This is a genomic window from Humibacter ginsengisoli (assembly GCF_054780095.1).
The window spans coordinates 62,442-87,731 of sequence record NZ_BAAGWZ010000007.1 but is presented as its reverse complement, the minus strand read 5'-3'; the positions used below and the strand labels follow the sequence as shown (position 1 = coordinate 87,731).

The window sequence follows — 25,290 nt, the reverse complement described above, 5'->3', positions numbered from 1 at the left end:
CGCCCATTCCGCCGATGGGGTGGAACAGTTGGGACTGTTTCGGTACCTCGGTCACCGAGGAGGAGGTGCTCGCGAACGCCGAGTTCATGGCGGAGCGCTTGCGTCCCTTTGGCTGGGACACGGTAGTTGTCGATATCGACTGGTCGGATCCAACGGCCCGCGCCCATGGCTACAACGACGGCGCGCCGCTGGCCATGGATCGGTATGGCCGCCTGATCCCTGATCCGGGTCGATTTCCCAGTTCGGCGGATGGCGCGGGGTTCGGTCCGCTTGCTGATCACGTTCACGGTCTCGGACTCAAGTTCGGCATTCATGTCATGCGTGGCATACCTCGGCACGCGGTCTTCGAGGACCTTCCCATACTCGGCACGAATGTGACCGCGCGGGATGTCGCCGACCGTTCGAACGTATGCGGCTGGAACCCTGACATGTTCGGTCTCGACCACGCCAATCCCGCAGCCCGCGTCTATTACGAGAGCATCCTTGCCTTGTATACGGAATGGGGCGTCGACTTCATCAAGGCCGACGACATGCTCTGGCCCTACCAGGTCGAGGACATCGAGGCCTTTTCGGAGGCGATCCAGAAATGCGGCCGCAGCATGCAGCTGAGTCTGTCGCCGGGACGCGACCTTTCACTTGCACGGTTAGACCATCTGCGTTCCCATGCGACGATGTGGCGCATCTGTGATGACCTCTGGGACCGATGGGAAGACGTCGCCGCGAACTTCGCCCGCTTCGCTCGTTGGGCGCCCCATTCATCCGAGCTCGGGTGGGCAGACGGGGACATGCTTCCACTCGGTCGCATCGGGCTTCGAGCAGAACGCGGACGCCCGCGAGACGACGAGCTGTTGCCCGCGGAACGTCGAACGATGATGACGCTGTGGGTCATGGCGAGATCGCCATTGATGATTGGTGGACACCTGCCGGACAGCGATCCCGACACGATCGCACTGTTCACCAATGCTGAGGTTCTCGAGGTGCTGCGCTCGACGAACAATCGGGAAGCGCTCCGTGAACATGACCTGGTTATTTGGACGGCTGAGGGTCCGGGAGGTGCAAGGTACGGCGCGGTCTTCAACCTCGGGGAGACCGTGCATCGTTTCGTCCTCGACCGTCAGGATCTCGGATTCCCGCCCGACGACGAAGGAGAGACACAAGAGCTTTGGTCTCGCCGGTCAATACACCCGCTCACGCAGGACCCCGCCCCAGCTGGTCAACAACGGGGCGGCCGCCGCGAAATGATTGAGGTGGAAATCGAACCCCACGGGTGTCAACTCATGCGGTTCATGCCTACATAAGCGGCGCAGGGGTCGAAGGATGATTCCATCCACGATCGGAGATGTCAGCGTCGTCAGTGGAGGATGACAGAAGTTCGCACCGAAGACGTCGTGGCAGCCGACCACGCTGTTCATTCACGGGCTGAGCAAGCTCGTGCGCGACCAGCGGCACGCTCACCTTCGGTCGCTGATAGTGCGAACGAGGGTGAGTGCTTCCTTGAATCGGATGGTTGGGACGTACGCTCGTCCGATGGCCGCTAGCGTCTGAGGCAGCGTCGTCTCGTCGGGGTAGGCAAGCCAGAGGGGAACCTGCTCGGGTTGGAAGGCCGTCTTGAATGAGGCGAGCGAGCGGAAGTGGTAAACAGGCTCCAGTGTTTTTGCAACGCGTTCGCCGATACGCTCGGCCAAGCCAGCGGGATCGGAAGGTGCGGCCGCCAGCGGCGAGCCGGAGAGGCTGACGAATTCCATCCCGTCGTCTTTTGCTCGCAGTACGGTGGCGGCGATGAGGAATTCGACCGATCCGGGCATTGCATCCGCGCCGCGCCGCATCACATCGAGGGTGTATCCGACACACGCGTCGTCTCTGTAAGAGGGGAGCCAGCTGGTGATAGCGGTGATCGTACCGTCCTGGGACACCGCGAGCATGAGCCGTACGTCTGGGTCGGCGAGTTGTTCGAATCGTCCGAGTGTGAATCCCATCTCTGGCAGCGGTTTGCCCTGCTTCCATGACTTCGACAGCGCTCTCAGCCGGCCGCGCTGGGATGCGTCGAGTTGCTCGAAAGCGGTCCACACTGCTTGTACGCCTTCACGGCCCGCCCGATTTATCGCGGTGCGGATGTTCTGTTTGCGTTTGCCGCTTAGTGAGAACGATTCGACGGAGATGATCGACTCCACCCCGACCTGGATCGCTTTCCAGCCATTGCCTCCGGTCAGGGCAGCGACTTGATTGTGCAGGCTGTAGAACGCCGTCGTCTGGCCGTTGTCGTCGCACCAGCGGATGAATTCGGTGAACGTGCGTGAGACATCCGCCGGTGCGCATACCGGATCTGAGAGCACGATCGCTGTGCGACCGACAAGCCGATAGGTGACAGCCGCTTCGCCCGTCTCGGCGAACCACGTGCGATTGCCCGGCCATGTCGCCATGAAACCGAGGGTGCCGCCACCGTGCCGGCGCAGCAGCTCACGCAGGCGGGTGCGATCCTGTGGATCGTGCTTCGGGGCGGTCGCGGCGATGAGCCGGCCGAGAAGGATGGTCATCAGCCCCCAGATCGCAACAGCACTCCATAACTCCAGCGTCGCCATCGGTGAATGCTGGTCGAGAGCGGCCAGTGAGCTGTTCTGCAATAGTGCGGGCGGCACTGCGTTGAGAGGCAGCCCGATCCATGCCGTGAGCGGGCTCTGTCCCATGGCGCAGGCCGCGACCGTGAAGATGATCGCCAGTGGAGCAGTGATGGCGATGGCGCCGAGTCCTAGACGCCGGAAGATCCGGGGTCGGGCGGGCACGGTGAAGTGGCCGAGGTTCGCCGCGATGACAAGGGCGATGATGGCGAAGATCGCTCCGGCCAAGAGGTAGGTCAGATTCGTCTCGATACTTCCGGCGCTGCTCCAGTCGAACCCACCGGACAGCAGAGGGAGCACGACGAAACACCAGGTCGCGATGAGAGCCGCAAGCGTCGTCGCGCACATGGCCACGATCGCTGCAATACGACTTCCGCGGAGCATGCCATACGCGGCGACGAGGAGAACGATCGATGGCGCTACGTCGAGGAGCAACCCTGCCAAGGGTGTGGAAGCCGGATCGTCGGTGATGAAGAGCTCGCCGAGAGGCGCAAGCGGCCCGGGACGATCGGGCTGGGTCAGACCTATCAACGGCCCGACCGCCGTGGCGGCCACTACGAACGCCACCCACCTCCTAGCGGCACGATGGCTTCCCTGATACGCCATGGGTCGCTTGGGTCGGCTTCTACCTGCCAATCCGAGCCCCCCACCCACGAGGCCGGAGAGCAGGTACGCCGTGAGGATCGGGTTCGATGTGTACAAGACGAGAACACCGAACACCGCGAGCAGAAGCGCAGACAGCCGGCGCTGCCACACGATACGATCCTTCGCGGCCGTGAGCACGAGGGTCCCGATGAGTCCCGCGAGCGGCACAGCCATAACCGCGTGTTGCGCTGTGCGAGATCCGAGTTCGTGCATCGCGATCCCGACGTATTGCAACCCGAGAGCCAGGGCGGGCCCGAGGATTCCGGTGGCAGCCCATGCACCAGCAGTGCGCCATGAACCGAGTCTGCGTTCAGAGATCGGGATGACCGTGATCCCGAGCGCCAGCACAGCGAGCAGCTGCGGTATGCCGGACACCACCACTGGTGCCGTGACGATGCGCCAAGGCTCGTGTCCGTGAACGACAGCGGAGTAGCCGAGTTCCCAGGTGCCGCCGTGATGCATTGCGTGGGCAATAGCTCTGGCGAGCGAAACGGCGAGTACCACCGCAAGGATCCCGAGGGTGGCCGGATAACGGCGAATGCGCTCGAGCATCCTCATGACGCGTGGGCCGTGGTCCGTGAGCCCATCGAACGACTCCAGTAGTCGGTGATCGAACTGACAGACGACGACCGGGGCCCCCTTGCCACGAGGGGGCGCAGTAACCGCATCCGATGCTCGGCGCCGGCCGCCCAGACGAACACGTCGTCGCTGAGAGGGCCGTGCGAACTCAGAGCATCCGCAAGCTCGGCGTCAGTACTGGCCGCCGGCAGCCATTCCACGCAGGGTTGATGACCCAGATACCGTGGCGTGTCTGAGTAGTACGCACTCGCATACGCGATGACCTCTGCCGCCTCGGGAAGGCGGGCGAGCAGGGTGCGCAATGCGGGCAGGCCGGTCGCATCGGCGAGCAGGATGTAGCGGGCGAATCCATGTGGAAGATCGAGGCGCTGAGACGACAGCGTCATGCGGAGCTCATCACCGCTGCGCAGGCCGCGGACCCACGGGGTGATCTCGCCCGGACCACGATGCGTCACGACATCGAGCTCGGTCAACAGTTGTTCGCTGCCCGCTTCCTCGCGGAATGGGGCGGGAGTCAGCACTCGCTGGACGGTGCCTTTCGCCGTCCGGAGCTCGACAGTCGCATGGTGCGGGCGACGCACAGCAGGCCGAAGGTTCGCCTGCACCCTGATGGTGACGCGCAGGATGGTGGAGGTGACGGCCCCCACGGCTACGACCGTGCCGATAACCGGACGATGATCGCGCCGGCCGGCGGAGGATCGGCTGGCGGGATGATGCGAGAGAGCGACGACCGAGTTCACGTTCCCAGCCTCGACGGATCGATGGTCGCCACACATCCGACGACGTGCTGGAACCACCCCCGCCGGTCGGCGGGTGTTCGCTCAAGTCGAGCGGAACGCGGCGGCCACGAAGTACGGTTACTTCGGTATCTCGCTGGCTTATGACTGTCCGAGTTGCTGTCTCGTTTCCGCCGCCTCAGGCCATCGACCTAGTGAGAAGGGACCTCATGCCCGTTCGTGTGGTCATCGTCGACGATGAGACGCTGGTGCGGTCCGGGTTGAGCCTCATCCTCGGCCAAACGGCCGATATCCAGGTGGTAGGCACGAGCGATGGTATCGGGGCTGTGGGCGTCATCGAAGCGACCTCACCGGATGTGGTGCTCCTGGATATCAGGATGCCTGGCGTGGACGGCATCAGCGTGTTGCGGCGTGTGCGGGAAGAACGTGGCGAGGAGCCGATCATAGCCATGCTCACCACGTTCGACGCTGACGAGTACGTCGCGGCGGCGCTTCGAGAGGGTGCATCGGGTTTCCTGCTCAAGGACACCGACCCGGAACTGCTTCCCCAACTGGTGCGAACCCTGGCGGCGGGCGGGATCGTTCTCTCGTCGCAGGTCGGTGGCCGACTCGTCGGCCGTTACCTTGTCGAGGAGGACGACGCAGATGCGCAGACGCTCGTGCGCGGCCTCACGGCGAGAGAGGGCCAAGTTCTCGCACTTCTGGCGGAGGGATTGAGCAATGCAGAGATCGGTGCGCGGCTGCACTTGAGCCCCGGCACGATCAAGGACCATGTAAGCGCCATTCTGCTCAAGTTCGGAGTGAACGGCCGCGTACAAGCTGCGCTGATCGCCGAGCGGGGCGGCCTGCTGCGGTCAACGGAACTCTCATGACTCGGGCAACGAACGCCGGGCGTAGGTGGCTCGCCGCGCTCATCGACGTCGGATTGCTGGCTGCTTCCATCACCGAACTGCTGTTAGATACATCGCCCGCGTGGTCGTTCGACTTCGTGTTCGGAGTGGTCGGCGTACTAGCACTGATCCTGCGCCACCGGATGCCCTGGGTTGCGTTCGCGCTAACCCTTCCCGCTCTGGCGATCACCGCCAGTCTCATACCCACCTTGGTCACGCTCTTCGCGGTCGCCGAGCGGTCGCGGGTGCGCTGGATGCTCGTAGTCGCCTCGACCCTCACCGCCGTGCTCTGGCTCGCGCCGTGGGACTACGCTCCTCGGCTCGGTATCATCCTCGACGCCATCTACTCGGCGATGTTCGGGTTCACGCCCATTGTGCTGGGGTTGCTCGTTCAGACCCGCCGCGACTTGGCGGGGAGGCTCGCAGAATTGACAACGGCGCGTCGCGTGGAACGAGAAGCGGCGGAACACCAGATCGTAGCGGCTGAGCGAGCCAGAATAGCGCGGGAGATGCATGACGTGGTCTCTCACCAGGTCAGCCTCATCACGGTGCAGGCGGGCGCGTTGCAGGTCAGTGCGCAAGACGAGCACACGGCGGACATCGCCAGAACGATCCGGGCACTATGCGTACGAACCCTCGACGAGCTGCGCCGGATGGTCGGCGTATTGAGGGCCTCCGGAAGCGGGGGCACCAGCCTGGCGCCCCAGCCACGGCTGTCGGATCTACCTGCGCTTCTAACGGAAAGCGGAATTGACGTCGAACTGACATCCCCGCCACCGGCCGACCTGCCCTCCAGCGTGCAGCGCGCACTGTTCCGTGCGGTCCAAGAGGGCGTGACGAACGTGCATAAGCACAGTGCCAATGCGATGACACGTGTCTCATTCGCGTGCACAGACCGCGTGGTGGTGCTCACCGTCGAGAATGAGCCGTCTTCTGTTGCTCGGTCAGTTCTGCCGGGATCGGGTCACGGACTCATTGGACTCCGCGAACGTGCCGAATTGCTCGGCGGCAGCATGAACGCGGGGCCGACGCCGCACGGAGGATTCCGGCTCCAGATGGCCCTTCCGGTCACCGATCCGGCGGATGTCCCGGTGCATGACGTACGTGTTCAGCACGATGCGCGTCACCCCGATTCGTACCCCAGGGTGGATCAATAGCGCCAGCCGACGCCGCTCCGGCAGGACCTGGAGAAACTGCCGGCTCGGACGCGGCCCGGAGCGTGGCGGCCCAGCGGCATTGCTCTGCTGGCCCTCGAGCGCCTCTGGAGCAGGACGGTTTGCACGAGGAAGTAGAGGGCGTCAGGCTGGGAACCGATGTTGGCCGATGAGCTGCGCATCCTCCGGGTCCTTCTGAATCGGCGCCGCGTTCCGGACGGATTCGGCGACATCGATGATCAGGCGGATGTCAGAGTTCTGCGTGACTGATTCCTCTCGCGTGAAGAAGAAATGCTTCATCCATCACCGGTTGGTGGCGATGGCTCCATGCTTGCCGCTTCCGGCCGCTGCGGTGATCCCGTGCGGCGGGAGACGCACCCCTCTGGCGGGTCTGTGCTCGTTATTGCTTCTTCGCTCAGGATGCCTGCGAGTGCCGCGCGAAGATGCCGCGGAGCAGGAAGCCGGTCGCGTACGCGCCGACCGAGAAGCCGATCGTTGCGATGACGATCAGGAACGCAGGGAAGACGGCCGATAGGCTCGCCGCGGTCGCCGGGATGATCACGAGCACGAACGTGCGCCACGACTCGGCGACCGGAAGCAGCATCGCGTTCTTCAGCGTCTGACGCAAGCCGCTCTCGTAGCGGCCGACGAGTGCTGTGCCATAGAGGAACGCGGCGAAGAAGTACAGCGCGCCGATGAGCGCGACGACGACGGCCGCGATGGAGATCGCGCTGCCGCTGAACGCCCAGAACAGGCCGCTGAACGTGAGCACCAGCATGGGCAGCGCGAAGGAGGCGAACACGATCGTGCCGCGGACGGCATCCGTCTTCAACGCTCGCAGGTAGTCGCGCACGAGGTGCCCGCTCTCCTCGTCGGAGTAGCGCAGCGTGACCTCGAACAGCGCGCTCGTGGCCATTCCGATCGTGACGATCGGGATGCACGTGACGATGAACAAGACGTTCAGCACGATGAACGACACGAACGTCGAAGCGCCCTGCATCGTCTTGCTGTCGGGATCGATCCTCATGAGGCGGCGCGGCGCTTCGGCTTAGCGGGCTTGCCGGTCGCTGTGAGCGCCGTGCGCACCGTGAGCGCGGGAGCGATCAGGCGCACGCCGGGCGGCGTGCCACCGTCGATCAGCTCGCAGATGACGTCTGCTGCCGCAGCCCCCATCGCTTCCGCAGGGATCGCGATGCTGTCCACCGGTCCGGGGACGGAGAGCGCCACGTCCTCAGGGCACAACGCCACGAGCGACGGCGCGCTCGCCGCGTGCTTGCCCGTCTCGACGAGCCGCGCATACACGTGCGGGAGCGCACCTTCGTTGTGCACGAAGAATCCGGTGATCTGCGGATCCTCGGCCATGACCGCGTCGACGACGTCGGCTGCCTCTGCGTTGCTCGGGCACGGATGGATGCTTCCCGTCATGCCCGAGGCGGCGCAGGCCGCAAGGAACCCGCGGGCCAGCCGGTCGGCGTATGCGGTGTGCCTCGCCATGACCTCGGCTGGCGAGCCGATCAGCGCCACCCGGCGGTGTCCTTGTGCCTTCAGGCGGTCGACGGCGAGCCATCCGGCCTCTTCGAAGTCGAAGTCGACACACGGGATGGTGCGCCGGCCCTCGGGGAGCCCGATCAGCACGCTCGGCTGTTCGAGGTGCGAGAGGATGCCGATGCGGGGGTCGTCGGACTCGATGTCCATGACGAGCAGGGCATCCACCATCGAACCCTTCGCGGCGCGCTCCATGCCCCTCGGGTCGTCACTGGTGAGCAGCAGGATGTCGTATCCGTGCGTGCGCGCACGCGCCACCACGCCGGTCACTACCTCCATGACCACGTGCACGTCGACGCCGGTGCGCAGTGGAATCTGCAGGCCGATGACGCTCGTGGAGCGGGATGCCAGCGAGCGGGCGCCGGCGTGCGGGCTGAAGCCGAGAGACGCGATGGCGCGCTCCACACGTCGGCGCGTCTCGGGCGAGATCGTGCGCTTGCCGCTCATCACGTACGACACGGTCGAGATGGAGACGCCGGCTTCCTCGGCGACGTCTGCGATCGTGACCATCGGTCTTCCTGCCTTTCCGAATCGTGCCCTCTTGCGAAACGGGTGCGCAGCGTTTCGACGGCGCGTGGACACGGCTCGCCTGCATCTTATAAGGTCGCAGTGGTGAAGCGCTTCGACGATGTGGCAGAACGTGTGCCCGGACGGACTCCCGAGACGAGTCGGCTGCCCGGCGCCGATCGCGCAACCCTCGGAAGCGAACGCCGTATCTGGTTCGGCGGCGACTACAACCCCGAGCAGTGGCCCCGCAAGACGTGGGCCGAAGACGTCGAGCTGATGGTGAGGGCTGGGGTCAACCTGGTCACCGTCGGGGTGTTCAGCTGGTCGACGATCGAACCGAGCCCGGGCGAGCGCCGGTTCGAGTGGCTCGACGAGGTGCTCGACCTGTTGCACGGCAGCGGGATCGCGGTGGATCTCGCGACGCCGACGGCGTCCCCGCCGCCCTGGCTGGGCATCCGGTATCCGGAGACGCTGCCCGTGACTCGAGACGGGGTGCGCCTGGGAGCGGGGTCGCGCAACCACTACTCGCCGGCATCCGTCGTCTACCGCCAGCACGCGCGCACGATCGCCGGTGACCTCGCACGCCGGTACGCGCAGCACCCGGCCGTTCGGCTGTGGCACGTGGGCAACGAGTACGGGGAGCTCGACTACGGCGACGAGGCCGCACGCGAGTTCCGCGCCTGGCTGGAGCGCAGGTACGGCTCAATCGAGGAGCTGAACGCGGCGTGGGGCACCTCCGTGTGGTCGCAGGGGTACGGGTCGTTCGACGAGGTGCTTCCGCCCCGCAAGGCGCCGTACCTGATCAACCCGGCGCAGTCGCTCGACTTCCGGCGGTACTCCTCCGACCAGTTGCTGGCGTGCTTCCGCGAGCAGCGCGACGCGATCCGCGAGGCAGGGGCGACCCAGCCGATCACGACGAACTTCATGGGATTCTTCCCGCACGTGGACTACTGGTCGTGGGCGGGCGACGTCGACGTGATCGCGGACGACCAGTATCCCGACCCCGGCTCTCCGCACGCGGCAAGCGACATCGCTCTCACGCAGAACCTGATGCGCTCGCTCGGAGGCGGCCGGCAATGGCTGCTCATGGAACAGGCGATCGGCGCCGTCTCGTGGCGCGAGCACAACCTGCCGAGGTCTGCCGCCGAGGCGCGGCTGAACTCCCTGCAGGCTGTCGCGCACGGCGCCGACGGCGTGTGCTTCTTTCAATGGCGGCAGGCGCGCACCGGACCAGAGCGGTTCCACTCGGCGCTGCTGCCGCACGCCGGTGCCGACACCGAGGTGTTCCGCGGTGCCGAAAGGCTGGGCGCGGATCTCGGGCGGCTCGGCTCGATCGCCGGTGAACGGGTGGATGCCCGCGTCGGCATCCTCTTCGACTGGCCGTCGTGGTGGGCTGCGGAGGAGCCGGCACGGCCGACCGAGCGGTACAGCACGCTCGAGCAGCTGCGACGCTGGCACCGGATGCTGTGGCGTCAGGGCGTGCCGGCCGACGTGGTGCGCCCGGGCAGCGACCTGCACGGATACGACGTGATTCTCGTCCCGCACAGCTACCTGCTCGAACCGGATGCAGCTGCCGGCCTAAGCGACGCCGCATCACGCGGCGCGCACGTCGTCGTCGGACCGTTCAGCGGTGTGGCCGACGCGAACGCGGGCATCCTGCAGGGCCGGTTCCCCGTGCTGCTGCGCGACTTGGTGGGCGTGAGCGGTGAGGAATGGATGGCACTGCCCGACGAGCCGACACCCCTCGTCGTCGATGCAGGATGGGATGCCGCACCAGCCGGGGAGCACTCGGCGAGCGTTCTCGGTGAACGGCTTCGATCCGACGGTGCCGACGTGCTGGCGACGTTCGGCGGCGGACCGCTTGCAGGGCATCCAGCGGTGACGCGCCACCGGTACGGCGACGGGGTCGCCTGGTACGTCGGCGCGGTCGTGTCCGACGGATTGCTCGCCGCGCTGCTGGAGTCGGCGTTGCACGGGGCGGGCGTCGAGAACGCACTCGGTGAGCGAGTGACGCCCGGCCGGCGGCTGCCAGAGGGGCTCGAGGCCGTGCGCCGCGGGCCCGCGCTCTTCCTGCTCAACCGTGGTCGCGACACCGCCGAACTGGAGCTGCCCGCGACCCTGCTCGACCTGATGACGAACGAACGAATAGACCGTGCCGCGGCGCTCGCGCCGGGAACGGCCCTGGTGCTGATCGAAGGGCGCACTACGTGAAATTCACCGATGGATTCTGGCTCACCAGGCCGGGACTCAAGCCGTTGTACGCCGTCGAGGTCGACGATATCCGCGCCGATCCCGACGCGGGAACGATGACCGTCTACGCGCCCACGAAGCCGATCCGCCAGCGCGGCGACACGCTCAACCTCGCGATGCTGACGCTCACCTTCTCGTCGCCGATGGCCGGGGTCATCAAAGTGCGCGTCGAGCGGCACGCGGGCGCCGTGCATCACGGGCCGGACTTCGAGACGTTTGCGGATGCATCCTTTAGCCCCTCGGTCTCGATCGATGACGATGGCGGCGTGCTGGTCTCCGGCGATCTCAGCGTTCGTGTGCCGCGGAGCGGGCCCTGGCGGTTCGACTTCGAGCATGCGGGGGAGCGGATCACGAGCTCGCTGCCCCGGTCGGTCGGCCACATCAGTGCCGACGGGGATGCCGCCGGCACCTGGGTGCACCAGCAGCTGTCCATCGAGCCGGGCGAGCGCGTCTACGGTCTGGGAGAGCGGTTCGGCGCGTTCATCAAGAACGGGCAGGTCGTCGACACCTGGAACGCCGACGGCGGTACCGCGAGCGAGCAGGCGTACAAGAACATCCCGTTCTATCTCACGAGCCGGGGTTACGGGGTGTTCGTCGACGACCCGGGCAACGTGTCGTTCGAGGTGGGCAGCGAGGTCAACTCGCGAGTGCAGTTCTCGGTGGGCGGCGAGTCGCTCGACTACTACGTGATCGCCGGCCCGACGCCGAAGGATGTCCTGCGTCGCTACACGGCGCTGACCGGTCGGCCCGCGGAGGTGCCTGCCTGGTCGTTCGGGCTGTGGCTCACCACATCGTTCACGGCCAGCTACGACGAGCAGTCGGTCAATGCGTTCGTGGACGGGATGGCCGAGCGGGACATCCCGCTGAGCGTCTTCCACTACGACTGCTTCTGGATGCGCGAGTTCCAGTGGACCGACTTCGAGTGGGATGCGCGCTACTTCCCCGACCCGGAGGGTCAGCTGAAGCGGCTGCACGAGAAGGGCCTGCACATCTCGGCGTGGATCAACCCGTACATCGCGCAGCGATCGGCGCTCTTCGCCGAGGCGGCCGAGGCCGGCTACCTGCTCAAGCGCACGGACGGCAGCGTCTGGCAGTGGGATCTGTGGCAGGCCGGCATGGGACTGGTCGACTTCACCAACCCCGACGCCAGCGACTGGTACATCGGCAAGCTCGAACGGCTGATGGACCAGGGCATCGACGCGTTCAAGACCGACTTCGGCGAGCGCATCCCTGCACATGACGTGGTGTGGCACGACGGGTCGGACCCTCGGCGCATGCACAACTACTACGCGAAGCTCTACAACGGGGCCGTCTTCCGCGCGTTGGAGCGGCGGCGCGGCAAAGGCGACGCGATCGTGTTCGCGCGATCCGCAACGGCAGGATGCCAGCAGTTCCCGGTGCACTGGGGTGGCGACTCGGACTCGTCGTACGCCTCGATGGCGGAGTCGCTGCGCGGCGGGTTGTCGCTGGCGATGTCGGGTTTCGGCTACTGGAGTCACGACATCGGCGGCTTCGAGGGCACCCCGGATCCCGGGCTGTTCAAGCGGTGGCTCGCCTTCGGTCTGCTCAGCTCGCACTCGCGCCTGCACGGCTCGGACTCGGTGCGCGTTCCGTGGGCGTTCGACGACGAGTCGGTCGACATCGCCCGCGAGTTCACGAAGCTCAAGATGCGTCTCATGCCCTACCTCGCGCACGCGGCGAGCCAGGCGCACACCGACGGCACGCCGATGATGCGGCCGATGGTGCTCGAGTTCCCGGATGACCGAGGCGGCTACGACGCGGACTGCCAGTACATGCTCGGCGACGCACTGCTGGTGGCTCCGGTCTTCACGCCGAACGGTTCCGTCGAGTACTACCTGCCGGAGGGTTCCTGGACCTCGCTGCTCGACGGCTCCACGCGTGACGGCTTCCGCTGGCACACGGAGGAGCATGGGTACGACTCCCTGCCGCTTCTGGTGCGCCCGGGTACGGTCCTGCCGTTCGGGGCGACGGATGACCGCCCCGACTACGACTGGGCTGACGGGGTGACGCTGCGCTGCTTCGAGCTGCCCGAGGGGTACGACGGCGTCACCACGGTGCCCGGTCGCGATGGTGCGCCGAGCACCGAATTCCACGTCAAGCGGATCGGCTCCGCGATCTCAGCATCGAGCACGGATGCCCGCCGGCCGTGGTCGCTGGAGGCGGGCGGCGTCACCGTGCACGCCGCCGGGGCGGGCGAAGTGACCATCACGCTGGATGAGCAGACGCCGCCGCAGGGTCATTCCGAGAAAGGCGAAGCCCGATGACCGATCCCGAGCTGTTCCGCTGCGTGAATGCACCCCTTGCGGAGCGCGCACGCGACCTTCTCAACCGGCTCACCCGGGACGAACGCATCACCATGCTGCACCAGGCGGCACCGGCGATCGAGAGGCTGGGCATCCGCTCGTTCCACACCGGATGCGAGGCTTTGCACGGCGTGGCATGGCTCGGCACCGCGACGACGTTCCCGCAGGCGGTCGGGCTGGCCGCAACCTGGGACACCGAGCTGTTGAGGAAGGCGGGCGAGGTCACCTCGATCGAGGTGCGTGCCAAGCGCGCGGAGAACCCGTCTGTGGGGCTCAACGTGTGGGCGCCGGTCGTCAACACACTGCGCCACCCGGGCTGGGGACGCAACGAGGAGGGCTACTCGGAGGACCCGCAACTCACCGCGCACTTCGGCGCGGCCTACTCGCAGGGCCTGCGCGGCGACCACGACCGAGTGTGGCGCACCGTGCCGACGCTCAAGCACTTCCTCGCCTACAACAACGAGACCGACCGGTCGACGACCTCGTCGAACCTGTCGCTGCGCACCCTGCACGAGGAGGAGCTGCCGGCGTTCCGCGCACCCATCGAGTCGGGAGCGGCGGGTGCGATCATGCTCTCCTACAACCGGGTGAACGGTGTCGCGGCGCACACGCAGCCCGAACTCGTGGCGGAGGCGCGTGACTGGGCCCGGGAGTCGATCGCCGTGGTCTCAGACGCCGGTGCGCCCAGCCTGCTGGTCACCGCTCAGCGCGAGCAGCCGGACCACGTGGCAGCCACCGTCGCCCTGCTTCGCTCGGGAATGGACTCCTTCACCGACAACGAGCAGAACGCGGCGCCGACCATCGGCTACGTGAACGAGGCGCTCGAGGCCGGGCGGCTCAGCATGGACGACGTGGATGCCGCGGTGCTGCGGCTGCTCGAGCTGCGGCTGCGCACCGGCGAGTTCGACGGCGACGCAGACCCTTACGGGGCGATCACGGCCGACCAGCTCGACCTGCCGTCCGCCCGGGAGCTGGCGCGGGAGATCGCCGGCGCCGCCGTGGTCGTGCTGCGGAACGACGCAGGCATCCTGCCGCTCGCCGAGCCGACCTCGATCGCGGTCGTCGGGCCGCTCGCCGACGCGGTGCTGATGGACTGGTACTCCGGAACGCCGCCATACGAGTTCGGACTGGCGGGCGGCCTCGCAGAGCGATACCCATCGGCGCGAGTGGAGGTGGTGACAGGCGCGGACACCGTCGCACTCCGCTCGGTCTCCACCGGGCGGTACGTCGTCTCCTCGCTCGACGGTACGCAGGTCGAGGCGAGCGCCGAAACCGCGGTGAAGGAGGCCCGGTTCGACGTGACCGACTGGGGTGACGGCATCCTCACGCTCAGGTCAGCGGCGAGCGGACGGCTGCTCACGGGTGCGCACTGGCCGATGCGGGCCGACGCCGAGAAGGTCGGCGAGTGGGTGGTGCACGAGAGCTTCCGTCGCCACGTGCACGCCGACGGATCCTGGTCGCTGCTCAACCTCGGGACCGGCCGCTGGGTGCGGCTGCTCCGCGACTCCGGGCTGCTGGTCGCCGAGGGCGTGACCGTGGACGACGCCGAGCGGTTCACCGCCCGCACCCTCGTGGCGGGGCAGGATGCCGTCGCGCGCGCCGCGGCATCCGCCGACGTCGTCTTCGTCGCGGTCGGCAACGAGCCGCACCTCTCGGGACGCGAGACGCAGGACCGCCCGCACCTCTGGCTGCCCGAGTCGCAGGCCGAGCTCTACCGGGTGGCGCAAGCCGCGAACGAGCGCGCCGTGCTCACCGTGATCTCCAGTTACCCGTACGTGCTGCCGCGCGGGGTGGCGGATGCCGCCACAGTGGTGTGGTCGAGCCACGGCGGCCAGGAGCTCGGACGCGGCCTTGCCGACGTGCTCTCCGGCGACCGAGAGCCGCGCGGGCGCCTCGCCCAGTCGTGGCCGGCGCATCCGGAGCAGGCGGGCGACCTCTTCGACTACGACACCGCGCGGCAGCAGGCGACGTACCGGCATCAGCCGGAGCCGTACGCCTTCGCGTTCGGGCACGGATGCACGTACTCGAGCGTCGGATACGAGGCGGTCGGCCTGATCACTCCCTCGGCGGTGGCACCGGCACCCACGCACCGCCATGCGGCGTTCGAACCGGCGGACGACGCGGCGCTCGTTCGGGCCGTGGTCGCCGTGCGCAACACGGGGAAACGCGACGCGGAGGAGCTCGTGCAGCTCTACGCGCTGCCTCCGGCGGGGCTGCCGGTCGCGGCGCCGCTGCGCATCCTCGTCGCGTACAAGCGGGTTCGGCTGGCGCCGGGCGAGCGTCGTTCCATCGAGCTCGAGTTCTCGCCGGAACGCCTCGCCGTGTGGGATGACGCGCTCCGGCTGCCAGGAGCTCCGACGGACTGGCTGCACGCCGGCGCGCTGCGGGTGCAGCCCGGCCGGTACCGCATCGCCGCCGGCCCTTCCGCCGACCGCCTCCTCGCCTCCGCGATCCTCCGCGTCGCCGAGTAGTCGACGGTCACGCCACGGAGCCCGCCCTGGGACTGCCACTCTTTGCGGGTCGGTGGCGCCCGATAGCGTGGCCGGGTGAGCAGCGACCGGGTGCCGATCCGGCAGGTCTTCCATGGCCGGCGCGGCGTGTTCCTCTTCAGCATGCTGCTGGCCGAATTCGGCGGCGGCATGCAGGGGCTGGCGATCTCGACGGTGCTGCCCGTCGTGGCGCAGGAGCTGCACGGCTTCGCGCTGTTCGGAGCGACTCTCGCCGCCGGCAACATCGCCGCGGTGCTGATGTTGTCGTTCAGCGCGCCGGTCCTAGCCAGGATGCGTCCTGCCGCCGTGATCGCGTGGGCCACAGTGATCTTCCTGGCCGGCGTCGCGGCCTCGGTCTTCGCGCCGACCATGGAGTGGGTCCTCGTGGGGATGATCGTGCGCGGCATCGGCCTCGGGCTCATCACCGGATTCGGCTCGTCCGCCATCGGCGGGCTTTTCGACGACCGGGAACGCCCGCGCGTGCTCGGGCTCTACGCGTTCGTGTGGCTGATCCCGTCGATAGCAGGCCCCGCGTTGAATGCCGCCATCGCGCAGACGGTGGGCTGGCGCTGGGCGTTCGCGTGGCCGGCGATCCTCGTGCTCGCAGCCAGGGTGCTGATGGGTGCGTACGCCTCGGCCATCCCGTGGGAGAAGCGCAAGGAGCCGGTGCGTGCGGTGGCCGGTGTGGTCGTGGCCGCGGCGCTTGGAGTGGGGGCGGCGGCGTCCGCTTCCACGGGCGTCTGGCCGGCCGCGCTGTTCGTCGCTGCGGCCGTCGGCGGCGGGGCGGGCATTGTGGCGTTCCTGCGTGCGGGTGCGCCCGGCGGACGCCTTCTGAGCACGCTGGCGTCGTTCGGTGCGCTGTGCGCTGCCTTCTTCGGCATAGAGTCGTTGCTATCCGTCACGGTGATCGAGGCGTTCGGCGGCGGACTGCTGTGGGCATCCGTCGCCATCACCGCCGCCCTGATCATGTGGACGCTCGCCGGACTGCGCCCGCGTCCGTCTGCACGGCCAGATCGCGTGACATCGGGGCTCGTGCTCATGGTGCTCGCCGCTGTTTCCCTCGTGGTGATCAGCCTGATCGGCGCGGGCACGGGAGCGATCATCGCGGTGGTCGTCACGGCCGGAGTGGCGGGGCTCGGCATGGGTATCGCGTATCCGCTCGCCATGTCGGAGGCGTTCGAGGGACCGGATCCCGCGATGCGGGTCGGACCGCTCGTGTCGTTCGCCGAGACGGCGAGCACGGCGTGGATCGCGATGATCTGCGGCGGCCTGTACTCCGCACTGCACGGGTTCGGCACGACACCGGGCATCGCGACCGGAACCGCGTACGCGGTCGTCATACCCGTGGCAGTCGCCGGTGTGCTGCTGGCCGCACTCCGCCGCCGCGTACCGTGGGCTGCAGCCTCGCCTGAACCGCCGCACTCCCGGCCGGTCGAGTAGCCGCGATACTCACCCGGCGGTGGCGTCCACCGTCACGCGGCTGCGCAGCGTTCGGGTGTGGTCGACTGTGCGCGCAGGGCCGCTCAGCGTGACCGGCAGCCCGAACCGGATGTCGCCGCTGGATGCCCCGAGCCGCAACTCGAGTTCCCCCGGCTCCACGATGCGCGAGTAGTCGCGCCCCGTGAACGCCGACAGGTCCGCGCTCACCTCGAACGACACCCGCGACTGTGCGCCTGCCTCGAGCGGAACGGACGCGTACCCGATGAGCCGGTTGACCGGGCGTACGACCGAGGCCACGGGGTCGTGCAGGTAGAGCTGCACGGTCTCGATGCCGGCGCGATCGCCCGTGTTCGTCACTGTGAGAGAGACCGTCACGGTGCCCGACGTGGCGATCTGCTCGACGTCGGTGCCGGCATCCGACCACTCGAACGTCGTGTACGAAAGGCCGTGCCCGAACGGGAACCGCGGCGTCGGGTCGATGTTCGACACACCGGTCGGACCGCCGAGCGGCGGCGCCAGATAGGTGGCCGGCTGAGCCCCCTCGTGCGAAGGGATGCTCACCGGCAGCCGTCCGCTCGGGTTCACCCGTCCGCTGAGCACGCCCGCGATCGCGGGCCCGCCCTCCTCGCCGGGGAAGAACGCGGTGACGATGGCGGATGCCTGCTCCGCCGCCGACCCCAGCGCGTACGGACGCCCCTCCACCAGGGTCGCGACCACCGGCGTGCCCGACGCGATCAGTGCGTCCAGGAGGTCCTGCTGCCTGCCGGGGAGCCGCATCGTTGCGGCGTCGCATCCCTCGCCGGAGGTGCCGCGACCGAAAAGTCCGGCATGGTCGCCGAGCACAGCGATCACGAGGTCGGCGTCCCTGGCGGCGTCCACTGCGCGCTCGATGCCCGCGGAGTCCGCGTCACCGTCGCTGCCCTTGCCGTCGACGCTCACGCCAGGCTCGACGACGAACGTCGCGTTCGTGAACTCCGCCCGCAGGCTCTGCAGCACGGTGGGGAGTTCGATTCCGATCGGCACCTCGGGATGCAGGGTGCCGACGTGGCTCGGGAACGAGTAGCAGCCGAGCATCGCGAACGGGTCGTCGGCGAGCGGACCGACGACCGCGATCCGGATGCCCGTGTCCGTCTCCAGAGGCAGCGTTCCGTCATTGCGTACCAGCACGACCGCACGCTCGGCCACCTCGCGGGCGAGTGCGCGATCTTCGGCGGTGTCCAGCTGCACGCGTCCGCGGGCGGCGTCGATGTCGTCGAGGTCCTCGTGGGTCCAGCCCTCGGGCAGCGGCGACCAGTCGGCGTCGAGCATGCCGAACTCGGCCTTCTGCAGCAGAACGCGTCGCAGCGCTCGTTCGACGAATGCCTCGTCGAGGTCGCCGCTCTCCACGGCTGCTACGAGAGGATCGCCGTACGCCTTCACGGTGGGCAGCTCGACGTCGACGCCGGCCTTGAGAGCGGATGCCGCCGCATCCTCCCAGGAGCCCGCGACGCCGTGCAGCGTCTTCAGGAACGCGATGCCGAAGTAGTCGGCGACCACGGTGCCGGTGAATCCCCAGGTGTCGCGCAGAAGCCCCGTCAGCAACGACTCGTCGGATGCCGACGGGATGCCGTCGACATCCGTGTACGCGTGCATCACGCTGCGCACCCCGCCGTCGCGCACGACCAGCTCGAACGGCGGCACCATCACGTCGTTGAACTCGCGGCGTCCCATGGAGACGGGCGCCAGGTTGCGGGCCGCCTTGGATGCCGAGTACCCGATGAAGTGCTTGAGCGTGGCGACGATGCCCGTCGACTCCAGCCCGCGCACGTAGCCGAGCGCGATCGTGCCGACCAGGTACGGGTCCTCCCCGATGGTCTCCTCGGTGCGACCCCAGCGCGGGTCGCGGGTGACATCGAGTACCGGCGCCAAGCCCTGGTGCACACCGACGGAGCGCATGCCGGTTCCGATGCGACGCGCGACCCGCTCGATCAGCGCGGGGTCGAACGTGGCACCCCACGAGAGCGGAACGGGGTAATTGGTCGCGCCCCACGCGGTGAACCCGGCGAGGCACTCCTCGTGCGCGATGGCCGGTATGCCGAACCGGTTCGCCGCCACGATGCGCTTCTGGCTGCGCGCCAGCGAGACGAGACCGACGGCCGGGTCGACGGGCGCCGAGCCGAACGACCTCGTCAACTGGCCCAGGCCGTGGGGGAGAAGCGCGTCGAGCTCGACGGCATCCTCGCTCATGTCGTGCTGGAACGGCGCGACATCGTCGCCGACAGGTGACGAGGCGACCCACACCCCATAGAGCTGCGCCACCTTCTCACGCAGCGTCATCTCGCCGATCAGCGCCTCGACGCGCTCCGCAGCGGGAAGCCGGGTGTCGCGCCATCGCGCGCCGGGCGCTTTCGTCTCAGTCATCGTCGTCCCTTCAGATCGTGGTTCGCCCACGCCCGTTCATAACTCCTGCAGAATGGTGCCGCACCTGCCGCAGGGGCGCGGCTTTCCGCGGCAAGCGTGAGTACGGACCGAATCGCAGGAGTTACGAACGGCGCAGCGTGACGAATGGGTCCGAACGAGCCTCACCAGCATCACCGAGGCCACTCGGCTACGAGGTTCTCCGCGACGCGGAAAGCGTTCGCCACGATCGTCAGGGTCGGGTTCACCGAGCCGTTCGTCGGGTGCAGCGAAGAGTCGCACGCCACGACGCGGCTCGTGCCCCACACCCTGCCGAACGGGTCGGTGGCGGAGTTCTCCGGCGACGTGCCCATGCGCGCCGTGCCGCAGGAGTGCTCGCCGGCTGCCGACGCCGTCGCCGGGCCGCCGTGCCGCCTGATGTTCGTGATTCCGGCGGCCTCCAGCCACCGCGCGCCCTGCACGGCCATGCCGTCCTCGACCTGCTCGCTCGTCCAGTGCACGTCTTTGCGCAGTGCGGCGCCGGGCCGGCCCCAGCGGTCCTTCACCGCCGCCAACGTGACCCTGGATGTCGGCAACGGAATCTCCTGCCCCATCGCGAACACGCCGAACAGGTTGGCGCGCCCGGTGCGCATCCACTCCTTGTGTCCTGCACCCCAGCCAGGAACACCGGGCGCCGGCTCCCCGGCGGAGGTCAGCGGCAGCAGTCCCATGAGGTCGACGATCACGCCGCCGCCCCACGGAATCGTGTCGGCGTGCACGTGGTCGAGCGTCGCGACCGAGTGCCCGGGGCCGATGTATGGCTTGACCGGATGCGCCGACTCGCCCAGCACCGTCGCCGTGCGGTGATCGTGCAGGTAGCGTCCCACGTGGTCGTTGCCCAGGCCACTGGCCAGCAGCAGGCGAGCGGTCTCGACCGCACCGGCGGAGACCACCACGACGTCGGCACTCACGGTGAGCTCGACGGGGAAGGTGGACGCGTCCGCCATGATCGTCACACCCGCGCTTCCGGCCCCGTCGCGTACCTCGATCACCTCGGCGTCGGGCAGCAGATCGCACAACCCGGTCGCGATCGCGCGCGGGATGAACGTGGACTGCGAGCCGTTCTTCGCGTTCACCGGGCAGGTATTGCCGATGCACTGCGCGCACCTCACGCACGCGGCGCGGCCGTCCCACGGAACCGAGTTGATCGCGAGCGGAATGGGGCCCCAGCCCCAGCCGAGCCGTTCGGCCGCTGCGCCGAGCAGTTCGCGCGACGGCTCCGTGCCCATCGCCGGCATCGGGTATCCGGCCGAGCGAGGCATCCGCCGCGTGAGCCCGCCCTCTTCGCCGGCGACGCCGAGCTGCCACTCGGCCTTCGTGTAGTACGGCTCCATCTCCTCGTACGACACCGGCCAGTCCGCGAGGCTCGCGCCGTGCGGGTTGCCGTAGAGCGTGCGCATGCGGAAGTCCTCCGGCATGAACCGCCACGCCATGCCCTGCCAGATACGCGTGCCTCCGCCCACAGCGTCGGCGTTGAGACCGTAGATGGACGCGTCGTCGATCCCGTCGAGAACCCGGTCGCCCTCTGGAAGCTGCGCGACCCGCGGATGTCCGGGACCTGGCCCCACCGTCGGCCAGTACACGGCGTTGCGCTTGCCGTGCAGATGGTCGCCCCGGATCTGGTCGTTCCGCAGATAAGGCGCACGCTCCACGAGCAGCACGTGCTTGCCGGCGGCCGTGAGCACCTGCGCGGCGACTCCGCCGCCCGGACCCGACCCCACGATGACCGCGTCGTAGTGCGCTTGCACTGCAGCGGGGGCGATCGTCTTCAGCGGTTCCGGTTCGATGGGTGTCACGCCCTCCGGCACGCCTCGGAACCCGACCATGTCGAGGCCGGCCGGATGCCTGCCATCCGACGACGCGTAGTACCCCTCCCAGCACACCCGGCGCAGCGCGTCGAACGAACGCGCTCCGGAGCCGGCCGCCACCGCGGTCAGGATCGCGTCTTGCGCAGCCGGGTCGAGATCGGCGAAGCCCGCTGGGGCGCGGGCCGTGGGGCCGTCACTCGACGCCGGTGCGGTACCGAGGATGCGGCGCGCTTCGTCGTCGAGTCGTGCCGCGAGCGAGACCAACGCGGGCCACGCCCAGGCGAGGTCGCGGTCGGCGGAGATCGGGTCGACGGTCAGGTACTCCGCGACGCCGCCCTCCCAGCCGGCGGGCCAGGCATCCGCTGGGATGATTCGGTCGGCAGCAGCCCGAAGAGCCGGAAGGGCGGCCGCACGGTCGGTGCGCCCGCCCTTCGCGGTGAGGCCGTTCGACTCATCGACCGGCAAGTGAGCCTCCGATGCCTCCGACGGAGAAGAACCGGTTGAGCACGGCGAACACGATGATGGGCGGGAGCATCATGATCACGGCGACGGCCATGACGAGTCCCCAGTTGGTCTGGTTCTGCTGGAAGAACGTGTTCAGGCCGATGGGGAGGGTGTAGTTCTGGTCGCTGCGCAGGAAGACCAGTGCGATGAGGTAGTCGTTCCAGGCCAGCAGGAACGAGAAGATCGCGGTGGAGAGGATGCCCGGCAGCGAGTTGCGGAGCACCACGCGGGTGAACGATCCGAACACGGATGCCCCGTCGATCCAGGCTGCTTCTTCCAGGGTGATCGGGATGGAGTCGAAGTAGGCGGCCATCATCCAGCACGCGACGCTCATGGTGGAGCCGGTGTAGATGATCATGACGCCGATCAGGTTGTCGACCAGCCCGAGTTTCGAGAACAGGAAGAACAGGGGGATGACCGCGGTGACCACCGGCAGCGACTGCACGATGAACAGGATCAGCGCGTAGGAGGACACCAGCCGGTTGCGGCCGCGGGAGAGGACGTACCCGGCCGGGGCCGCGATCACGACCGCTGCGACCACGGTGACCGCGGCGACCAGGAGGCTGTTGCCCAGCCAGGTGCCGACCGAGGTCTGGGAGAACACGGCACCGTAGTTCTCGAACGTGAGCCCGGTTGCGGTGGAGCCCAGCGATGGGGTCAGCGAGAGGATCACGACCGCGACGATCGGGACGAGCACGATAGCGGTGATGATCACGATGCCCAGCAGGCGCCACCACTTGCCGCGTTCGCCCAGTTCGCCCAGCGTGCGGCGTTTGCCGCCGGTGACTCCGACCTGGAGCTCGCCGATGAGGTCGGCGGATGCTTCGGTGCTCATGCGACGTTCGCCTTTCTGATCTGGCGGTACAGCAGCACCGAGATGATCACGAGAACGATGGTCATGATGAACGCGATCGCGACACCAGGACCGACCTGGTAGTTCTGGAACACGGTCTGGTATGCGAGCACGACCAGGGACTGGGTGGCGTTCACCGGACCGCCGCCGGTGAGCAGGAAGATCGTCGGGAAGTCGTTGACGCAGAAGATCGTCATCAGGATCCACGACACGTAGGTGGTGCGGGCGATCATCGGCAAGGTGATCTGGGTGAAGGTCTGCCAGGTGCCTGCACCGTCGACCTTCGACGCCTCATACACGGTGGTGTCCACCGACGCGAGAGCGGAGGCCATCATCATCATCATGAACGGGAAGCTGATCCACACCTTGAAGACGCACACCGTGATCTGGGCCAGCAGCGGGTCGGCGAGGAACAGCACGTTCCCCAGCCCGAGCGCGTGAGCCAGAAGCGGGAACGGGGACTGCGGGGTTGCGACCAGCCAGTTCCAGCTGGTTGCGGAGACGACCACGGGCACCACCCAGGGAAGGAGCAGCAGCACCTTCCACAGGCCAGCCAACGGGATCCGGGTGCGCAGCAGTAGCGCCAGCCCGAGCCCGGCGGCCCAGGAACCGAACACGCCCACGATCGTGAACACCAGGGTGAACAAGGCGGCGTGCCAGAATCCGGGCTGCTGCACCACGGCGATGTAGTTCGTGAACCCGACGAACGCGCCGGAATCGATCAGGTCACCATTGCGCAGGGACTGCCACCCCGCGTAGATCACCGGGTACAGGTTCAACAGCAGCAGGAACAACAGGGACGGGATCGCGAACAGCAAGAACGTCCACAGGTGCGAGATCGCGCGGCCCCGTTTGCCCTTGCTAGGGCCGCGGCCAGGACCCGCCACACCCACGCCGTTACGCGCCTTCTTCAACGCGCCGGCCACGGACTCGGTCGACATGTCAGCCTCTCCTTCGACAGCTTTCCAGAATGAAAACGGGTGGGCCCGACGCTTGAAGCGCAGGCCCACCCGCAATGCATCCTTACTTCATCAGACCTTCGATGGCGTTCTGCAACGTCGTCAATGCACTCTTGGCATCCGTCTTACCACCGAGGATCGACTGTGCGAAGGTGTTCATCGGCTGAGTGCCGTCCACCGTGTTGGCGATGTTGTAGAACAGGCCCTTTCCGCCCGGAGCCGCCCAAGTGCCGTAGATGGGCTGCCACTCCTTCAGGATCTTCACCGTCACGGGGTCGCTCTTGAGCACCGGCGTGTCAGCGATCGACTTCAGCGGGGGGAGGCCGATGCCGGTCTTCTCCGTCCACAGCTTGGACATGTTCTTGTAGTAGTACGTGAGGAACGCCTCCGAGCCCTTCTGGCTGGGGGTGTTCTTGTACATCATGATGTTGTTCGGGAAGTACAGGCCGCCCTTCGTTCCGTGCGGTCCGGTCAGCGGGTCGCCCACGACCAGATCGGAAGCAACGTCCCCCACGGCGCCAGCCGGGAGACCGGCCGTGTCCCAGCCGAAGCCGAACTTCTTCGCCTTCCACTGTGCCTGCACGTTCGCGCTGGTGTAGGTCGCCGCTGCAGGGTCCGAGTATCCGTTCTGCACGAGCTCGAGCACGTATTCCATCGCCTCGACGTTCCGGTCCGTCACGCACTCCGGCTCCTTCTTCGAGTTGAAGAGGCCGCCGCCGTTGTTGATCATGAACGCGGTCAGGATGTGGCTGCCGGTGAAGTTGCCGGCACCGGAGCCGATGCCGAACCCGTATACGCCGAGCTTCTTCAGCTTGGCGCACACGTCCTTGTACTCGTCCCAGGTCGTCGGGTTCTCGGCACCTGCCTGGGCCATGAGCGTCTTGTTGTACCAGGAGACGCGCACGTCGAGGTTGTACGGAACCGCCGCATAGCCCTGATCGGTCTTCATCGTGTCGAGCAGACCAGGGAGGAAGTCGTCCTTCAGGCCGTTGCTGCTCCAGGAGTTGATCAGATCGTCCGCGTAGGCGATCTTGCCCTGGTGAGCGAACTGGAACGCCTGCGTTCCACCGCCGGAGCTCACCGCAGGTCCGGTGTTCGAGGCCACCGCAGACGAGAACGTCTGGGTGAAGTTCGCCCACTGGATCTCCTGGTATGTGGCCGCGGGAAGACCGCTCTTGGGCTTGTAGGCCAGCGTGATCTTCTTGTCGAGCGGGTTGAACGTCGTTCCGCCCCAGGGCATGTTCCAGAACTTCAGCGGCTTGCCGCTTCCGCCTGTGCTTCCTCCTCCGCCACCGCTGGAGCAGGCTGCGAGGAGAGTCGTGGCCGCCACACCACCGGCGAGGCCGAGGAAGCCCCGTCGGGTGAATGCTGCGCCTGTGGATTCCGATGCCATCGTCAGATCCCTTCCGGTCCGCATGGATGCCGCGCATCGATGCGGAGATTCGTCGTTGAATGTCAGGTTTGGTGCGGCGGTCGCGGCCACGTCTTCCACGGCCGTCCTGTCATCATTCAGTCTTTTGTTGGACGTGTCAACATTTACCGGGAGCCTCCCACG

At 67.5% G+C, this 25,290-nt stretch carries 15 protein-coding genes and 2 pseudogenes; 7 read left to right on the top strand and 10 right to left on the bottom strand.

Features of this window, described 5'->3' with window-relative positions:
- The first annotated feature begins 14 nt into the window (after nt 1-14).
- Nucleotides 15-1,298, top strand: a complete 1,284-nt coding sequence (locus ACYVI5_RS13530) for an alpha-galactosidase (protein ID WP_460580750.1) — start codon at nt 15-17, stop codon at nt 1,296-1,298.
- A 153-nt stretch (nt 1,299-1,451) separates the two neighbouring features.
- Here ACYVI5_RS13530 and ACYVI5_RS13525 read toward each other — a convergent pair whose 3' ends face one another.
- Nucleotides 1,452-3,812, bottom strand: coding sequence for a phosphatidylglycerol lysyltransferase domain-containing protein (locus ACYVI5_RS13525; RefSeq protein ID WP_460580659.1), 2,361 nt, complete (start codon nt 3,810-3,812; stop codon nt 1,452-1,454).
- A gap of 2 nt (nt 3,813-3,814) precedes the next feature.
- A complete protein-coding gene (locus tag ACYVI5_RS13520) occupies nt 3,815-4,486 on the bottom strand; it encodes a siderophore-interacting protein (protein ID WP_460580658.1) in 672 nt (223 codons plus the stop codon).
- Between the two features lie 311 nt (nt 4,487-4,797).
- Between ACYVI5_RS13520 and ACYVI5_RS13515 the strand changes: the two genes are divergently transcribed.
- Together ACYVI5_RS13515 and ACYVI5_RS13510 are read left to right on the top strand one after the other, a co-directional pair.
- A complete protein-coding gene (locus ACYVI5_RS13515) occupies nt 4,798-5,448 on the top strand; it encodes a response regulator (protein WP_460580657.1) in 651 nt (216 codons plus the stop codon).
- The gene (locus ACYVI5_RS13510; RefSeq protein WP_460580656.1) at nt 5,445-6,623 is read left to right on the top strand and encodes a sensor histidine kinase; all 1,179 of its coding nucleotides are present in this window, start codon (nt 5,445-5,447) and stop codon (nt 6,621-6,623) included. The genes ACYVI5_RS13515 and ACYVI5_RS13510 overlap by 4 nt, the downstream gene beginning before the upstream one ends.
- Nucleotides 6,624-7,035: 412 nt before the next feature.
- Here the strand turns inward: ACYVI5_RS13510 and ACYVI5_RS13505 are convergent, their stop codons facing one another.
- Nucleotides 7,036-7,647: a YesL family protein gene (locus ACYVI5_RS13505; RefSeq protein ID WP_460580655.1), complete on the bottom strand. Its 612-nt coding sequence runs from the start codon at nt 7,645-7,647 to the stop codon at nt 7,036-7,038.
- Nucleotides 7,644-8,675, bottom strand: coding sequence for a LacI family DNA-binding transcriptional regulator (locus ACYVI5_RS13500; protein WP_460580654.1), 1,032 nt, complete (start codon nt 8,673-8,675; stop codon nt 7,644-7,646). The genes ACYVI5_RS13505 and ACYVI5_RS13500 overlap by 4 nt, the downstream gene beginning before the upstream one ends.
- 102 nt (nt 8,676-8,777) lie before the next feature.
- On the opposite strand from ACYVI5_RS13500, the gene ACYVI5_RS13495 reads away from it, so the two are divergent.
- The 4 genes from ACYVI5_RS13495 (at nt 8,778) to ACYVI5_RS13480 (ending at nt 17,175) form a co-directional block, all read left to right on the top strand.
- Complete coding sequence (locus ACYVI5_RS13495; protein WP_460580653.1) at nt 8,778-10,883, top strand: beta-galactosidase; 2,106 nt, start codon at nt 8,778-8,780, stop codon at nt 10,881-10,883.
- A complete protein-coding gene (gene yicI, locus ACYVI5_RS13490) occupies nt 10,880-13,207 on the top strand; it encodes an alpha-xylosidase (RefSeq protein ID WP_460580652.1) in 2,328 nt (775 codons plus the stop codon). The genes ACYVI5_RS13495 and yicI overlap by 4 nt, the downstream gene beginning before the upstream one ends.
- Nucleotides 13,204-15,717 (top strand): glycoside hydrolase family 3 C-terminal domain-containing protein, encoded by a 2,514-nt coding sequence (locus ACYVI5_RS13485; RefSeq protein ID WP_460580651.1) that lies wholly within the window; start codon nt 13,204-13,206, stop codon nt 15,715-15,717. Before yicI ends, ACYVI5_RS13485 begins: the two co-directional genes overlap by 4 nt.
- A 75-nt stretch (nt 15,718-15,792) precedes the next feature.
- Entirely contained in the window at nt 15,793-17,175 is a 1,383-nt protein-coding gene (locus tag ACYVI5_RS13480; protein ID WP_460580650.1) for an MFS transporter, read from the top strand.
- A 9-nt stretch (nt 17,176-17,184) separates the two neighbouring features.
- Here the strand turns inward: ACYVI5_RS13480 and ACYVI5_RS13475 are convergent, their stop codons facing one another.
- The 6 genes and pseudogenes from ACYVI5_RS13475 to ACYVI5_RS13450 form a co-directional block, all read right to left on the bottom strand.
- A complete protein-coding gene (locus tag ACYVI5_RS13475; RefSeq protein ID WP_460580649.1) occupies nt 17,185-19,575 on the bottom strand; it encodes a glycoside hydrolase family 3 protein in 2,391 nt (796 codons plus the stop codon).
- Nucleotides 19,576-19,745: 170 nt separating this feature from the next.
- Nucleotides 19,746-20,138: pseudogene (locus ACYVI5_RS13470) on the bottom strand (GMC oxidoreductase); the annotation flags it as partial.
- A gap of 288 nt (nt 20,139-20,426) precedes the next feature.
- Nucleotides 20,427-21,884 (bottom strand): annotated as a pseudogene (locus ACYVI5_RS13465) (GMC family oxidoreductase N-terminal domain-containing protein); the annotation flags it as partial.
- Nucleotides 21,871-22,758, bottom strand: a complete 888-nt coding sequence (locus ACYVI5_RS13460) for a carbohydrate ABC transporter permease (RefSeq protein WP_460580648.1) — start codon at nt 22,756-22,758, stop codon at nt 21,871-21,873. The gene ACYVI5_RS13460 and the pseudogene ACYVI5_RS13465, both read right to left, overlap by 14 nt.
- The gene (locus ACYVI5_RS13455) at nt 22,755-23,717 is read right to left on the bottom strand and encodes a carbohydrate ABC transporter permease (protein ID WP_460580647.1); all 963 of its coding nucleotides are present in this window, start codon (nt 23,715-23,717) and stop codon (nt 22,755-22,757) included. The genes ACYVI5_RS13460 and ACYVI5_RS13455 overlap by 4 nt, the downstream gene beginning before the upstream one ends.
- 82 nt (nt 23,718-23,799) lie before the next feature.
- Nucleotides 23,800-25,128 (bottom strand): ABC transporter substrate-binding protein, encoded by a 1,329-nt coding sequence (locus ACYVI5_RS13450; RefSeq protein WP_460580646.1) that lies wholly within the window; start codon nt 25,126-25,128, stop codon nt 23,800-23,802.
- Nucleotides 25,129-25,290: the final 162 nt, after the last annotated feature.